This window comes from Streptomyces sp. ISL-99 (genome assembly GCF_018614005.1).
Taxonomy (GTDB): Bacteria; Actinomycetota; Actinomycetes; order Streptomycetales; family Streptomycetaceae; genus Streptomyces; species Streptomyces flavidovirens.
Genome location: NZ_JAGGPC010000072.1, coordinates 28,300 through 42,907 on the forward strand (window position 1 = coordinate 28,300; position 14,608 = coordinate 42,907).

Annotated in this window: 14 protein-coding genes; 4 read left to right on the plus strand and 10 right to left on the minus strand. The window is 66.4% G+C overall.

Annotated elements, in window-relative coordinates; genetic code table 11:
• The first annotated feature begins 220 nt into the window (after positions 1 to 220).
• The 4 genes from J7E91_RS36485 (at position 221) to J7E91_RS32230 (ending at position 4,287) form a co-directional block, all read left to right on the plus strand.
• On the plus strand, positions 221 to 1,354 hold the full coding sequence (locus tag J7E91_RS36485; protein WP_251016580.1) for a hypothetical protein: 1,134 nt from the start codon (positions 221 to 223) through the stop codon (positions 1,352 to 1,354).
• 8 nt (positions 1,355 to 1,362) lie between these two features.
• Complete coding sequence (locus J7E91_RS36490) at positions 1,363 to 1,743, plus strand: hypothetical protein (protein WP_251016581.1); 381 nt, start codon at positions 1,363 to 1,365, stop codon at positions 1,741 to 1,743.
• Positions 1,744 to 1,943: 200 nt separating this feature from the next.
• Positions 1,944 to 3,263, plus strand: a complete 1,320-nt coding sequence (locus J7E91_RS32225; RefSeq protein WP_214910442.1) for an SUKH-4 family immunity protein — start codon at positions 1,944 to 1,946, stop codon at positions 3,261 to 3,263.
• A 541-nt stretch (positions 3,264 to 3,804) separates the two neighbouring features.
• The gene (locus tag J7E91_RS32230; RefSeq protein WP_374224813.1) at positions 3,805 to 4,287 is read left to right on the plus strand and encodes a transposase; all 483 of its coding nucleotides are present in this window, start codon (positions 3,805 to 3,807) and stop codon (positions 4,285 to 4,287) included.
• On the opposite strand, the gene J7E91_RS32235 is transcribed toward J7E91_RS32230, so the two are convergent.
• From J7E91_RS32235 to J7E91_RS32275, 10 genes are all read right to left on the minus strand, one after another.
• Positions 4,284 to 5,831 carry a PQQ-binding-like beta-propeller repeat protein gene (locus J7E91_RS32235; RefSeq protein WP_214910443.1) on the minus strand — a complete coding sequence of 516 codons (1,548 nt, stop codon included), beginning with the start codon at positions 5,829 to 5,831 and terminating at the stop codon, positions 4,284 to 4,286. The two genes, J7E91_RS32230 and J7E91_RS32235, sit on opposite strands and share 4 nt — an antisense overlap.
• Positions 5,828 to 7,186, minus strand: coding sequence for a hypothetical protein (locus J7E91_RS32240; protein ID WP_214910444.1), 1,359 nt, complete (start codon positions 7,184 to 7,186; stop codon positions 5,828 to 5,830). Before J7E91_RS32240 ends, J7E91_RS32235 begins: the two co-directional genes overlap by 4 nt.
• Positions 7,187 to 7,950: 764 nt before the next feature.
• Positions 7,951 to 9,177, minus strand: a complete 1,227-nt coding sequence (locus J7E91_RS32245; RefSeq protein WP_214910446.1) for an IS256 family transposase — start codon at positions 9,175 to 9,177, stop codon at positions 7,951 to 7,953.
• A 489-nt stretch (positions 9,178 to 9,666) separates the two neighbouring features.
• Positions 9,667 to 9,954 (minus strand): ribosomal protein L7/L12, encoded by a 288-nt coding sequence (locus J7E91_RS32250; RefSeq protein ID WP_214910448.1) that lies wholly within the window; start codon positions 9,952 to 9,954, stop codon positions 9,667 to 9,669.
• A gap of 232 nt (positions 9,955 to 10,186) precedes the next feature.
• A complete protein-coding gene (locus J7E91_RS32255) occupies positions 10,187 to 10,609 on the minus strand; it encodes a hypothetical protein (RefSeq protein WP_214910450.1) in 423 nt (140 codons plus the stop codon).
• 58 nt (positions 10,610 to 10,667) lie between these two features.
• A complete protein-coding gene (locus J7E91_RS36910; protein WP_285439161.1) occupies positions 10,668 to 10,796 on the minus strand; it encodes a hypothetical protein in 129 nt (42 codons plus the stop codon).
• Positions 10,797 to 10,886: 90 nt separating this feature from the next.
• Entirely contained in the window at positions 10,887 to 11,513 is a 627-nt protein-coding gene (locus tag J7E91_RS32260) for a hypothetical protein (RefSeq protein WP_214910452.1), read from the minus strand.
• Positions 11,510 to 12,196: a hypothetical protein gene (locus tag J7E91_RS32265; protein ID WP_214910453.1), complete on the minus strand. Its 687-nt coding sequence runs from the start codon at positions 12,194 to 12,196 to the stop codon at positions 11,510 to 11,512. Before J7E91_RS32265 ends, J7E91_RS32260 begins: the two co-directional genes overlap by 4 nt.
• On the minus strand, positions 12,193 to 13,461 hold the full coding sequence (locus J7E91_RS32270) for a putative T7SS-secreted protein (RefSeq protein WP_214910454.1): 1,269 nt from the start codon (positions 13,459 to 13,461) through the stop codon (positions 12,193 to 12,195). The genes J7E91_RS32265 and J7E91_RS32270 overlap by 4 nt, the downstream gene beginning before the upstream one ends.
• Complete coding sequence (locus J7E91_RS32275; RefSeq protein ID WP_214910455.1) at positions 13,461 to 13,784, minus strand: hypothetical protein; 324 nt, start codon at positions 13,782 to 13,784, stop codon at positions 13,461 to 13,463. Before J7E91_RS32275 ends, J7E91_RS32270 begins: the two co-directional genes overlap by 1 nt.
• Between the last annotated feature and the right edge of the window lie 824 nt (positions 13,785 to 14,608).

Consider the following 14,608-nt stretch of genomic DNA (forward strand, 5'->3'; position numbering starts at 1 on the left):
TACGATTTGCTCGTATCAGCCCCTTCTCAGTGAACGGCGGAGGACCGAGACTGTGACCGCCTCGAGCGACGGCTACACGCCTCACCCACACATAGGCGGCCGCACAGCCGTGCTCCGCGCGTTGGCCGCGTGGCGCATGGCGTGGCCCGGTGCCCCACGTGTTGTCGTGCTCACAGGGGGGCCCGGCAGTGGGGTATCTCGGCTGATCACCGGTTTCCTGATGCTGTGCGACCCGGAGTACCGCAAGCAGCTGGCCCTCGACACGATGGACCCGGCCACGGTGCCACCGGAGCTGCCGGTTCCTGCCGTGCCCAGCGCTGAAGGACTGTCCGCCGCGCAGGTTCTGTGGCTGATCGCAGATCATTACGCCCTGAAGACCACGGACTCAGCGGGGGTGTACGCCGAACTGTCCGCGCTCGACCAGCCAGTAACGATCGTCGTACCTGATGTCGACCGAGCAGGGACGGTCCGCGGCTCGGGCGAACCCGCCCGAGTCGTGGGCGAGGTACTCAAGCCGCTCGCCGCTGTCGAGAACCTTCGGCTTCTTACCGAAGTGCCACGGCATCTCGCCTCCGATCTGGCGGCCGGCCTGTCTTCGGGCGTAGTGCAGGTCATCGATCTCGACGAGCCGGAGTGGGCCGATCCCGATGCGCTCGTCCGGCACGCGGAGGCGGCACTGAACCCCCAGTTCGGTGCCCTTGAGCTGCCGTTCACGGTCGACCCCGAGGCACGCCTCGACCTCGCTGCGGCAGTCGGCCGCAGGGCCGGGGCCAGTCATCTGGTGGTGGAGCTCGCCGTCCAGTGCATTCTCATGGCCCCCGATGGCTTCGACCCTGCCGACGAACAGCATCTGCCGAGCTCTGTGGGCGAGGCCTTGAACCTGCACGCCCGCCGGCTCGGCACTGATCCGCAGTTGCTCCGGACCATGCTTGCGCCGCTCGCGCACGGTCCGGACGACGGGATGCCGATCGACCTGTGGGTACGACTCGCGGGAGCCGTCGCAGGCCATGACATGAGTGCGCCGATGGCCGACGGGATGCCGCTCGCCGGTCCCTTCGTTCAACCGGGCGAAGGGGCCGAGGGTCGCCCGTCGGTCCGGCTGGCTCATCCGGCCATTGCCGACGATATACGCGTCGGCCTGCCCAACCTTCGGACTGGGGCAAGGCGGATCCCTATGTACGGGATCACATCGCGGGCCACACACTTGAGTCGGGTCTGCTCCCCCAGCTCCTCACTGATCCAGGGCTCTTCGTACACGCCGATCCGGTACTCCTGCGCGCGGCGATCGAGGCTGTTGCTGCTGAGGAACTCGGCACACCTGCCCACACCTATCTGCGTACTGCACCGCTGCTGACGCGCACCATGGCTCCCGTACTGCTGAGGGGCGCTCTGCTGGAGACCGCGTTCGTCGAGGACGGTCTGCCCGAATACGCCGCCGCCGTGCACCGCCTGGGCCTGGAGCTGCCGTGGCAGACTCTGTGGAGCCTGCCACTGGCGGGCGTCAAGGCGGTGACGGTCGGCAGCCTGGCGCAGCCTGGCGACGACAAGGCAATCCCCGTCGCGGTTCTCATCGTGCCCGAAGGGACACCTGGCTCTCGCCCTGTCGGCGATGGATCCGCGCTACTGGTCCACGGCCTTGTACAGCCGGCGCCTCTCGCTGAAGTGTCGCCGGAACAGATCCTGTTCCCCTCCGAGGACGAGCGGGTCGCTGCGCCACTCGCGCTCAGCCGTGGCGCCGACTAGCTACGGGTCCGGGACCGGTCCCGGGAGGAGATGGTGGCCGCATTGATCTCCGACCTTCCCTTCACGGGATCCGACCTTTCACCCCAAGGCATCCTTCTCGTCGCGACCGAGCGCGGGGCCAAGGCCCTGAGGATTCGCTCGCACGACGCAGAGATAGCCTCGTAACCTCACTTCCCTGTCAATTCGAAGGAGTTCCCCTCGTGATCAGCCAGGAGCAGGCATTCGCCACCGCCGACCGGTGGCTCAACCCCGACAACTCGGGGGCTCCGCGCCGCGAGGTCAGGATGCAGGAGTTCGACTTGGGGTGGGTCGTGTGGGCCGCGCCCGCGCCAATGGAGCGTGACCCGGAGACCGGGGAGCGGCGGCCGCCCGCCGAGATCGGGGACGCTTGCGGGGTCGTCGACCGGCGTACCGGGGAGCTGACCGTCTGGCCGTCCGTGCCGGTCGAGGAGGTGGTACGGATGTACCAGCAGAAGCAAGGCGGCGGTGCGGCGTCGGCGGAGGGCGGCCGTCCGGTCACCGGGCCGGGCAACACCGCCGTCTTCACGTACATCGACCCGGCGACCGGCGAGGAGACGACTCTCTTCCGCAATTCGGGTCCGGGACTGCCGCCCGTCGAGTACCAGGCGTGGTCCGAGCTGCAGCGCATGAACGTACCCATCGGCAACGTCGTCGCAATCCACACCGACCTGCGCCCCAGCCTGCTCCCCGGCGGCTACACCGCCGAGCTCCTCAACACCTTTCCCAACGCCGAGCTCTCCTGCACCCACAACTACGGCGCCCGGCCCGAAACCCGCGCCGAAGGCATCGCCTCACTGCTCCAGCACGTCGAGATGATGCACCAGATCGCCGGCCAGCAGCCGCCTCCCCGCCCGCACCGCGTCCCGGTCCCGACGAACGTGGCGCCGGCCGAGCCGATGCGCGACGTAGCTCTGGGGCGGCATCTCGTCGAGGTCTTCGGCCAGGACGGCGTACGCCGCTACGACGCCGACGACGTCACCGGCAGCCGAATGCCCGAGGCCACACAGGCGACGCTCACCTGGGCCGGGCTTCCCGCCGACCTGCCGCTCTTCTTCACCGCCGACCGACCCGACAGCCCGCCCGCAGGTGGCCTCTTCACGGACATCGCCACGAACCTGCGCGAGCGCCGCAGCCCGGCCGGCGAAGAGAAGATCAACGCTCTCGCTCACCTTGTACGTATCGGCTGGGACGGGGTGGCGGTCGTCGCGGTGCAGTGCCAACCCAATTCGACGGAACCCAACGGTCTCGGCGCACTCTGGGCGATCGACCCCGTCAACGCCGCGCCCCGCTACATCAACATCTCAGCTGCCGCCTTCGCCCGCTCCCTCGCCCTTCTCGCCACCACCCGGCAGCAGATGCAGGGCCTGGACCCGGTCGCGGCCGGTGCGGCGGTCGCTTCCTTCCAGGAGCAGCTCGTGGCCATCGACGCCTCGGCGCTGGCGAACCCGGACGCGTGGTGGTCGCTGATCGTCGAGCAGATGTGGCACGGGCTGTTCTGAAGCGGGAACCCGATGAGTTCACAGGATCCTCCGGTCCCGTCCGCTCCGCACCCATGCGGGTCGAGGAGTTCGACATGGGATACGTCGTGTACGCCGTCTTCCCGCAGCCCCGCGGGACCCGGGGGGGGCAGCAACGTTGTCGTCGCCAAGGACAACGGACAGATCGCCCTCGTGCCCAACTACCCGCCGCGGCTGACCATCGAGGCGTTCAGAAGGCATTACCGCGCGACCGTGCGGCCGCGGAATCATGAAGCCGAGGAGAAGCGGTGCACGACGAAGCGCTGCCCGGCAGCCATCGACAGCACGCGACCATGGTCGTCGACTACCGCGGTTCGCGAAGCGCCTGAACGATCCGAGCCATACGCGGTGGGGTCTCCTGGAGGCGTTCCAGCGGGAGTGGGGCCACTTCGACATGCTGGGGACGATGGTGTCCCGCCGAGTGGTGTAGCAGCGATGTCTGCGTAGCCCCTGGTTATGGGGCTGCCGTCGCGTAACTCGCGCCGTGGCCAAGCTCGTTGAAACGAGAGGTGGCGCGATGGCCTTGTCCCAGCATGACTTACTGCGCCTGATGGAGTCACTGCGTACGGCGGACGGAATCGAGTTGATCAGGGTCCTGGTCCAGCGGATCCTGCAGGAACTCATCGAAGCCGAGGTCACCGCCCACACCGGCGCCGAGCCCGGCGAGCACACCAAGACCCGCACGACGACGCGCAACGGGCACCGGAAGAAGGTGCTGACCACGCGGGCCGGGGACCTGGACCTGGCGATCCCCAAGGTCCTTACCGGGTCGTTCTTCCCGTCGCCGCTGGAACGCCGACGGCGCATCGACCAGGCTCTCTACGCGGCCCTCATGGAGGCGTACGTGCAGGGCGTGTCCACCCGCAGTGTGGACGAGCTGGTCAAGGCTCTGGGCGGGGACACCCGGATCTCCAAGAGCGATTTCTCCAGGATCTGCGACGAAACGATGCCCCACGGCACGAGGCGAGACAGGCACCGATGGCTGCCTCGCCTCGGAGGTCGCTAGGAATCGGTCGTCGGCAACGCTATGAGTGAGTACGCCTTACCGCCGAGGCCGACGGTGCTGCCGGTTCCGGAGACGTAGAGCGTGCCCTTGTTCCAATACGGCCGAGTCCAGACGCTCATTTCCTTGTAGACCTCTTCGGGATACTCGGCGACTGTCTTCATCGCACCATCCTTGGGGTCGAACTCCACCAGCTTCGGTTTCTTCAAGGCCTGAGTGACATACACCAGCGGCCGCTCGCTACCGGTGTCCCTCAGCGGAGTGAAGTGAATCGTGTCCGAAGTCTCTGACTTCCACAGTTCCTTGCCGCTGTCCAAGTCATAGGCAACCAACGCATTGTCCTCGCCCGGCACGTCACGTTCGGATACCTCCATGACGAAGATGTTTCCGAACCCTGCGGCCTCATGGGACGGGCCGCCGTTGTCCCCAAGGTGGAAAAGGTACTTCTCCTCCAAATCCGGGAACGCACCTCGTCTTTCACCTGTTTTCTCGTCGAGTGCGAAGCCGCCCTCGTATCCGCTGATCACAAGCGGGGAACTGCTGAGGACGACATCGACTTCATCCTCGCCAAACCTCTTCGTCCACTCAGCCTTGCCCGTGGCAGGGTCGATCAGCGATACCTGGGTCCACTTCTTCTGGTTGCCCTCAAGCGGATCTCCCTCGCTGCACGACACCTGGCTGATCAGGTTCTTGCCACCGGTAAACGCGCCCGTGCCGCAATCGTCCGTCGGCGGCTTCTTCACATCCCAGGCCACGGAGCCGTCGGCCGCCTTCAGTGCTACCTGCCCCTTCTTGCTACCGACCACCACCACCTGACCGGTGCGGGCCACGCTCAGCTCCTTGCCGGCGAAGCCTCGGTGCCACAGCTCCTTGCCGGAGTTGAGGTCGAACGCGGCAACGTTGTTGCAATCGCCCGGGGCCCCACCCACACCCGAGGCGCCATAGGCAACGATCCCGATGCCGCCATCAGAAACGGAGGGAGCGAGGCATGCTTCATTACCAGCGCCGGGCAGCGCTGTGGCCCACAGCTTCTTTCCTGTGTCGCGTCCATAGGCCTTCACCCCATCGGACGCGGTCTGGACCACGGCCTTTTCGGTGAACCAAGTGCCGTCCACCTCCGACTGGCCCGTACCCGAGTCCTGTTGCGTCTTCCCCTCCACGCTCCACAACGGCTCGGTGGGAGCAGCCGCCAGCACGTACCACGCGGCGCCGCCCGCCCCACCGAGTACGACCAGCGCGAGAACCAGCAGCACGATCAGGCCGGTCTTCTTCTTACGCGGCGGCGCTGCCGGAACGGGAGCCCCGGGGAACTGCTGCTGATAGCCATAGCCCTGCTGGGGCTGGGGCGCCATCGGCTGCTGCTGATAGCCATAGCCCTGCTGCGGTGCCGGCGTGGGCTGTTGCTGCGGATAGCCGTATCCCGGCTGCGGCTCAGACGGCTGCTGCTGAGGCGGCACGGGAGCCTGCTGCGGCATGGGCGGCTGCTGCGGCATGGGCGGCTGCTGCCCATAGGGGCCGGTGCCCGGCACGGGTCCGTTGGTGCTCATCGGCTGTTGCTCCTGACGTACTGGGCCCACGCGGTCTGGAATTCGCTCTCGCCCATGCCCACGGCCTTCCGCAGCTGCTGGTCGAGTTCCGTGGGCTTCTTGTAGTGGGCGACCACGAACTCGAAGGCCGCCTCCTCACCGCCCTTCTCGGCGATGAACCGGATGGCGAGGTAGCTGAGGGCATAGTTCATGCTGACCGGATTGGCGTCACTGTCGAAGTCGCTTCCGGGCAGCTCTCCGTCGAAGTCCTGGCCTGCCAGGGCATCCCGAACGCCCTGATCCCCCAGCTCTCTGTCGAATCGGTTCGTGACGTATTCCGCGAACCCTTCGACAACCCACGAACGGAGGCTCTTGTCCTCGCTATAGGCGTAGGAGCCGCTGTCTTGTGGCTGGACGAGAGCGTGCGCTATTTCATGACGCGAGATATCCGCAACGCCGCGCCTCCACGCAGGCGACGTGAAGCGCCCCGACGAGGCGTCCATCTTGATACGCGCGCCACCGAATTCGAGCCTGTCCTCCTCGTTGGCGCCGTAACCCTCATTGAAGGCCGGCATCGGCACACTCTGCCCGGCATCCCAGCCAACGTCCAGGCCACCATTGTTGTAAAGCTTCGTGTACGTCTTCCGGTCAGGTTCGACGACGACGAGGAAGCCCTCCGGAGTATTGGGAACCGCGGGGGCCTTCGACTTCCACAGTTCCAGATCGGCCTTCGCCCCCTGCTCGATGATCGGCGCGTAGCGACTCGCAGCGGCAGCATTCTTCTTCGCCGCGATCGTGACCGTGTGCTCTTCACGCTTGACGTACATGTCGTCGTAAAGGTCCCAGGGGGCCGGGTAGTAGACCGCGGTGGCCATCCCATACGCGGACGGCGAACCGCCCACGCCGGTGATGCGCGGCTCCGCTTCCTTGGAGTCCCGCTCGACCTCCCACCGGTACCACTCGGAGACCGGGCGTACATCAACGCCCTTGATCTGGTGGACGAAGGCGACATCGAGAGCGAGCTTCACATCGGATCCGTATTCATCCGAACCGTCGCCCGTCTGCTGGAGGACCATGTACTTGGCCTCGGCGAAAGGCACTTTGCGCAGATTTCGAAATATCTTGCGCTGTTCCTCCTTCGCCTCGCCGTGGAAGGGAGCGAGGTACTCGTCCTCGTCACCGCTCTTCAGCGCCTGGGTGCGCCCGTTGAGCAAACTGGCTATGTCCTCTTGGCTCAGCACCTGCTCGGAGTCGTCCCCCGACCCTTCGGCGCCGGGCAGGGAACCCCCACCAACCTCTTTGTACACAGCAAACCCGCCGACACCGAGCACAGCGACAAACGCCAGGACCAAGAGCCCGATAACGGCCGTCTTCAAGCCCTTACCGCCACCAGGGTCGTCGGGTGGCGGTGGCACAGGCGGGTACCACCCGGGCTGATGGGCCGGTGCCCCATAAGGACCACCGGCCTGCTGACCTGGTGCCCCGTAAGGACCTGCAGGGCCCGGACTTCCGGGCGGCGCCGAATAGGACATAACTTCCCTCTCGCATGATTCACCGTGTGAGGGAGTACGTGTTGGCACGAGCCGGCCGCGGGCATGAGCGAGCCAACAACTCGGCCGCTCTGCAAGGGAGTTGAGCGTGCAGGCCCAAACGAGCGACACGCTCACCCTCCGAAACACCCTCCCCGTTATTCACACAACACCCTATGGCCTTCACTAAGGCGAGGCTGCAGCGGCCGTCGTACGGGTCTGTGCGGAACTTGTGAGCGCTCGAGCGAAGTCACGCCACCGTCGGGTTGTCCCCCAACCTCGCGCAGATGACCCCGACCATCGCTGCGGCCATGGCCCCCCGAGTGCGCCCCCGGCGCGCAAGGACCGCGCCCAGAGCGCCATCCGCGACCCGCCGGCGTAGAAGGCGAGCCAACGGCCGACGCCATCGCCGGCAACAATGCGCACCACCATCAGCACCGAGCACACGACCGCGACGCCGACCGCGAACAGGAAGTACATCCGCCGAGCCTGCCGCACCGCACGCCCGCGGTCGGCCCGAGAGCCGACCCACCCTGGTTCTGGAACTGCCACCGCAGCTCCTCCGGCCGCACCCGGCGCTTGTTGCCGGCCGTCGGGCTCCCCACCCGCGGTCATGTCCCCTGTAGTGGTGTAACCGTGTCGGGTTGATCTTCAGGCGGATAGATCGTGTCCATGCTGCCTTCGGGGAGGTAGCGGCGGGGGCAGGCGATCCATTCATCGTGCATCTCGATGAGCACGGCGGTGGTGAGGCGTTCGAGGGCGTCGGAGCTGGGGAGGATCTGGACGACGTCGACGCGGCGCTTGATCTCCCGGTTGACCCGCTCCAGGGGGTTGGTCGACTGGACCTTCTTCCAATGTCGCTCGGGGAAGTCCGCGAAGGCGGTGAGGTCTGTCTTGGCTTCCAGGAGCATGGCCTGGACCTTGGGGAACTGTCGTCCGAGCATGTCGGCGACGGTGTCGAGCTGGGCGCGGACGGCCTCGGCGGTGGGCTGGGCGAAGATCGTGCGGATGGTCGCGGCCACCATCTCCGCGGCGTCCTTGGGGATCACCGCGAAGACGTTGCGCAGGAAATGAACGCGACACCTCTGGTAGGCGGCCCCGAGCATGACCTTGCGGACGGCCTTGACCAGGCCGCTGTGGTGGTCGGCGATGACCAGGCGGACCCCGGTCAGACCCCGCTCGCGCAGCGAGCGCAGAAACTCGCTCCAGAACACCTCGGTCTCGCTGTCGCCGACCATCAGCCCGAGCACCTCGCGTCCGCCGTCCTCGGTGATGCCGGTGGCGATGACCACGGCCTGGGAGACGATCTGGTGGTTCACCCGGGCCTTGCAGTAGGTGGCGTCCAGGTAGATGTAGGGGAAGCGGATGTGGTCCAGGGGCCGGGTGCGGAACACGCCCAGCTCCGCGTCGAGGTCGCCGCAGATCCTGGAGAAATCGCTCTTGGAGATCCGGGTGTCCCCGCCCAGAGCCTTGACCAGCTCGTCCACACTGCGGGTGGACACGCCCTGCACGTACGCCTCCATGATGGCCGCGTAGAGAGCCTGGTCGATGCGCCGTCGGCGTTCCAGCGGCGACGGGAAGAACGACCCGGTAAGGACCTTGGGGATCGCCAGGTCCAGGTCCCCGGCCCGCGTGGTCAGCACCTTCTTCCGGTGCCCGTTGCGCGTCGTCGTGCGGGTCTTGGTGTGCTCGCCGGGCTCGGCGCCGGTGTGGGCGGTGACCTCGGCTTCGATGAGTTCCTGCAGGATCCGCTGGACCAGGACCCTGATCAACTCGATTCCGTCCGCCGTACGCAGTGACTCCATCAGGCGCAGTAAGTCATGCTGGGACAAGGCCATCGCGCCACCTCTCGTTTCAACGAGCTTGGCCACGGGGCGAGTTACGCGACGGCAGCCCCATAACCAGGGGCTACGCAGACATCGCTGCTACACCACTCGGCGGGACACCATCCTAGGGACGCAGCGGGCAAGCGATTCCTGGGCGGCAAGCCGACCGGTGCACGCAGCGTCGCGCCAATGGCTCGGGTCGCCCCGCAACGCCGTCACGCAGGTCCCAGAACTCTTCTGCGTGCAACGGCTGTTGCCACCACACGAGCGGGCGTCGGAGATTCCGGTGCACGCCGACGACGTACCGGCCGATGCGCCCCGTCGCAGCCCCGACCGCGAATTCGACGGGACTTCCGCCAGCTCGAGATCGCGACACGGACGCGCGAGGCGCTGCTGGAGGCCGGCCGGGCGCTCGGCAGGGAATGGGACGACGACGACATCGGGCCACCGCCCGAGCCGCATCGACATACCGCCTGATCGCAACGAGGCTCGCACCGCGTGTCAGACGCCGCCCTCCATGCGCTCGACCGCGGTCTTGGCCTCCACGAGGTCGGCTCCGGTGATCTCGCGGTAGAGCTTGATGGCTTTGATCTTGTGCCCTTCTCGCAGGAGGGCGGCAACCTGTCCCAGTTCCGGGTCGCCGTCACGGACGCCAAGGTGCTCCATGACGAGCTGGAGATGCCGCTCGAGGCGGGCGACTCTGCGGTCCGTACGACGGAGTTTGGAATCGATGGCCCCGAGGAGCGCGAGAACGAGAACGACGAGAATGAAGAGCACCGTTATGTCCATGATCCACAACTCTAGTCGTCGGACTCCCTTGACGGCTCTCCTGCTCGTACGGCGGGCCGACCCGTACCGCTTAGTCGCTCAGGCGGCGGGCGGTACGGCCGCGTCGTAACACTCGGACCCGGGAACAGCCCATGCCGTCGGCTCGTCCTGGACGACGGCCCCGCAGTCGAATCCGTCCGTCTCTGAACGATCGCCGACCTGCCCGACCGTTCCCAGGGGCACGCCCGCGGGCTCAGTACAACGAGAAGCCACCGCTGTGCCGCGCCGGTCCCTTCTTCCGCGGCTCGGAAGGCTGCCCCTCCGAGCGCCGGGGCTCATTCGGTTCCGAAGGGGCGCCGGTGCCGTCCGGAGTCGCCTCACCGAGCCTGATCTGTTCGCGCTCTTCCTCGGAGAGCGACTCCCACTGGCCACGCAGGGACGCCAGGCCGCTGCCCAGGGCACGGGCGGCCGACGGGTCGTCCAGAGCCTCACGCAAGGACAGGCGGCCCGACAGCAAGTTCTTCGCCGTGTCCTGCAGTTCCCTGCTCGCGCCGCCACCGTCGGCGAGCTTGCGCAGCGCGGAGTTCAGGGAGCGGACCTGCTCCGGCTCGAGCGCTTCGTCCCACACGCCACGGTCGGGGTTGGGCCCCTGGGGGTTCCGGGGTTGCTGGGCCATCTCGCTTCTCCTCACCTGTGATCACCCGAAGTATCTCCCGTCAAGCGACGGCGGCGCTTCAGAGTTGGCACTCCATGCCCTCAACGGCGTTCTTCACCTCCAGCAGCTCGGCACCCGTCATGTCGCGGTAGAGCTTGATGGTCTGGATCTTCCTGCCCTCCCGCAAGAGGGCACCGACCTGATCCATCGCCGGGCCCGGGCAGACTACCGGCTCAAGGCGACGGCACCGGGCCCCTCCGCGGGGCGGCCACCCGGTGCCGTTGACGCGCTACAGCGGTCACCCGCCGTACCACATGATGGGCTGCTTCCAATTCCTCTTGTCGAGCCCCGCCCGCTCCGCGCGTGCGATACGTTCAGCGCCAGCCTCGGCGCGCCTCTTGGCCGACTTCTCCCAGTCCTCCGGGTTGAGAAACAGCAACGTCTCGTTGCCGGGCACCACCAGTACGCCGCCGAAAGCGAAGTCACCCGCGAACCATGCGCCGTTCTCCACACCTCCCGGCCAGCGGCGCTTTCCCGCAGCGTTGATGGCCAGCATGGTGGCGGCTCCGCTTTCACCCCGACTCGAGATCCGGAGCGTGTACACGTCGGCATATTCGGCGTGAAGCACGCTCTTCTTCACCACCCGGGTGTGAAACTCGAGCGGATAGTGGCGCAGCACCCTCGCACACTGCACGAGACGCACTCCGCACCTGATGCGGTAGACCGTCAGCACGAAGAAGACCATCGCGGCGACGAGAGGCAGGGCCAGGAAGAACGTTGCCTCGGCGCCGGACCTGTTCAACCAGATCGGCACACCGACCAGTACCGAAATGACGGTGATACGTGCAGCTAGAAGCCTGTAGAGCCGGCGATAGCCGGACTTCAGTACCTGCTCGACGTCCGGGGCCACCGGCTGGTCTGTCATCCGAAGTCGCTCCTCACCATCGCAGCCACGGATCCCGGTTCCGGATCCCCGTCCGTGGCATCCCCCGCCGATTCCGGAAGCGACGGGTCGGTGAACGAGACAGTGTGTGCGACACCGATCAGTATGTCCCGGTAGTGATCGGCGAGATCGACAGCAGGCGTCACCATCTGGAGCACGAGGATGTCGGAGTTGCCGGGGCAGGTAAGCGCGACCGTACCCTGCCACACGGTCTCGACGCGAGGGTCGTCGCTTCCCTCGGGCGGGGGCCCCGGTACAGGCATGCTTCGCTTCTCCTCGGCGAGCAGGCCCAGGCCGACGGGCAGCTCCAGCGGGCGCAGGCCCTCTTCCGATGAGTCGGCAGCGGTTCCCGCCATACCGGCAATGACCAGCTTCGCGTGGCCGCCGGATGCCTGGACCGTCGAGAACGTGACCACCGAAAAGGTGGGGCCGCCCTGATCATCCGGATGCATGCCGAACAGGCAAACTCGCGCGTCCTGCGCGTTCATCGAGGTAATGATGCCGGTGTAGAAGCGCAAGACGCGCTCCGCGCGGTCACGCTGTTCGTCGGGCAGGCTGAGCACCTGCTGGACAAGCGATTCGATCTGCTCGAGCGGGGGGTTCAGATCCAGCGGAACGTAGCCGTGCGGAATCAGGTACCAGAAATCCGGCTTCGGCTCCGTCACAGGACACCGCGCAGCCTGGCGAGACCATACGCTCCGACAGCAGCCTTTGTGTCCTCAGCGGCGTTGTGAGACGCGCCTTCCTTCGGCAGCATGCCTTCTTCTTCCATCGACGTCACGCTGTTCGCCGCGACGTTGAGACCGTTGGCGGTGATGTCGCCCATGAGCCTGGCGGACCCCCTGGCACTCTCGCCGGCCGCCTGCCACATGCCATAGGACCCCTCCCTGGCAGCCGTCATGTAGCCCGTACCGAACTCTCTGCCGAACTCGGTCACCTTTTCGACCATGGTCGGAGACACATTCATGCTTCTGGCCATCTGCAGTCCATCGCCGATCTCTCTGGCTGTCGCGCCCACAAGCCTCGCGCCCGGAACCATTCCGAGGACGTCGCCGCCAATGGAGGCCCAAGCAGAAAAAGCGTCCATCCCGCTCCCCTGGAACATCAAATCTCCACGGAATTTCCCGTCGGAGAGGTTCTTGCCCATGGAGAGCGCGCTGGCGCCGATCGCGATGCCGACGAAGAACGGGGCAAGGGGCGTGGGGAAAAGGGCCAGCAGCCCGGCGATAGCACCGATCGTTCCCGCGTGTTTCTTGAGGAAATCCCAGGTGCCACTGATGATGTCCCCGACTTTGCTCCAGAAACCCGGCTCCTTGGGCGCCAGCTTGTCCGTGGCACCGTCGAGCGCCTTGGCGACGATCTCCGCCTGATCTGCGTGCTGAGTCTCCAGCTCCTTGGCCTTGCGGGTGACATCGTTGTACGCCGCGTTGGCCTTCTCCAGCGACGCGGCCGCCTCGTTCATGCTCTTCTCGGCCGCCCGCAGCCGCGCCGTCGCCGCGTCGGCCTCGGCCTGGCTGGGGAACTGCTGGCCGGCGAGCTTCAGGTCCGGGTGTTGCCCTGCTTGCTCGTACGCTCCCTTGGCCTTCGCGGCTGCCGACTTCTTCTCCCCCGCGTCAGCGTCGTATTTCTGCGCCAGTTCGCGGTTGGACGTCAGATGGCCGTCCCAGTTCTTCAGCTGGTTTGATGCCTTCTGCAGAGAGTGTGCGGCGTTCTTGATGTATGTCGGCAGATCGCCGTCGATGGCCTTGCGGAACTCCTCTGCCGCATCACCCTGCCAGTAACTGCTCTCGCCGAGCAGCCTTTGGAGCTGTTTGTGGCAGGTGTCCAACGCGGTCGCCGCCGAGGCGACCTTCCGTTGCAGCGAGGTCACTTCTGTGGGAATGCCGGGTACGGGGTTCCAGCCGAGATTGGGGTAGGGGTTCGTCGCCATTACTTCGAGGCCCCCTTGCCCGAGGTGCTCTTCGCCATCTGATTGAGCACCTTCTCCAGTGCTTCTTCGACTTCCTCGTAACCCTTCTTGTTGGACTTCACGCCTTCACTGACAGCTTCGATCATCTTCTTGGTCTGCTCGGATCCGTGCTTCCAACGCTCCTGGAATCCGTCACACGCCTCATCGAGCCGACTCGTCCCGATCTGGTCGGCACGGACGTGCTCGAGAGCGGAACGCGCCTCATTGAGATCCCGGACGCAACCCTCGAGAGTCTTGAGGAACTCCCCCAGCTGATCCGTATCTGTCTTGAACTGATCCCCCATGGACCGGAGTTCTCCCTTACCAACTACCGAATCATCACGAAGACTGAACGGATCGCGGAGCAGAACCGAAGACCGCAGCATGCCGCAACTTGGCAGCCTGAGCAACGGACCGGGCGGCGTGCGGTTCCTCCCGAGGGGTCCTGCACGGAGAACGCCGCAGATGGGCCCCGCCCATGACCTGTGCCGGACAGGCACTATCGCCCGACGGGTCACACTCTCCATTAGTCACACAGCACCCTATGGCCTTGGTGAACACCAGGCCGCAGCGGCCGCCGTCAGGTTCCGTGGAGAACTTGTAATCGAGGCCCTGAGGGTGCAGGGCGCAGTGCGCCCGGATCCCGCCGACGGCCTGGACCCGGCGAGATCCGCCGGACAGCACAAGCTCCCGATGCCGCAGCCGGTCCGGCCGACCACGGTCCATCAGGAACTTCAAGCCCACCAAGCCAAGGCGGGAAGAGCAACAGCGGTACCGTGACAACAACCGACTACTACGGACGCCGCCCATCGTCAGTCGGTGACCGCCATGCGTCGGGCGAGGCCACACCCTGGGCCAGGTCGCGTGCGTACGAACGTGCGCGGTGGCAACTGAGGGACGCTGTTGGCTCATCCGAAGTCGTCCCTGATGTCACGCTGTTCGAGGGGAAGGCCCCTCGCGGGAGGCTCGTCGGCTCCGCCCGACCGGGCGTCGGCCGACGGGCGCCGGCCGCCGTCTTTGCGGCCGGCCCCAAGGGGCGTCGGGATTCGCTGGTGGAAGGACTGGGTTGCCCGGCGCGTGCAGCCGCTGGTGCGCCATGGCTCCGATCCCCCGTTATGTTTTTCGCGGT

Bases quoted from the DNA above. Each gene is read 5' to 3' on its own strand.
- J7E91_RS36910 (WP_285439161.1), bottom strand. From the start codon at position 10,796: ATGGATCAGGTCGGTGCCCTCTTGCGGGAGGGCAGGAAGATCCAGACC.
- J7E91_RS32260 (WP_214910452.1), bottom strand. From the start codon at position 11,513: ATGACAGACCAGCCGGTGGCCCCGGACGTCGAGCAGGTACTGAAGTCC.
- J7E91_RS32250 (WP_214910448.1), bottom strand. From the start codon at position 9,954: ATGGACATAACGGTGCTCTTCATTCTCGTCGTTCTCGTTCTCGCGCTC.
- J7E91_RS32275 (WP_214910455.1), bottom strand. From the start codon at position 13,784: ATGGGGGATCAGTTCAAGACAGATACGGATCAGCTGGGGGAGTTCCTC.
- J7E91_RS32270 (WP_214910454.1), bottom strand. From the start codon at position 13,461: ATGGCGACGAACCCCTACCCCAATCTCGGCTGGAACCCCGTACCCGGC.
- J7E91_RS32235 (WP_214910443.1), bottom strand. From the start codon at position 5,831: ATGAGCACCAACGGACCCGTGCCGGGCACCGGCCCCTATGGGCAGCAG.
- J7E91_RS36485 (WP_251016580.1), top strand. From the start codon at position 221: ATGCTGTGCGACCCGGAGTACCGCAAGCAGCTGGCCCTCGACACGATG.
- J7E91_RS32245 (WP_214910446.1), bottom strand. From the start codon at position 9,177: ATGGCCTTGTCCCAGCATGACTTACTGCGCCTGATGGAGTCACTGCGT.
- J7E91_RS32255 (WP_214910450.1), bottom strand. From the start codon at position 10,609: ATGGCCCAGCAACCCCGGAACCCCCAGGGGCCCAACCCCGACCGTGGC.
- J7E91_RS36490 (WP_251016581.1), top strand. From the start codon at position 1,363: ATGGCTCCCGTACTGCTGAGGGGCGCTCTGCTGGAGACCGCGTTCGTC.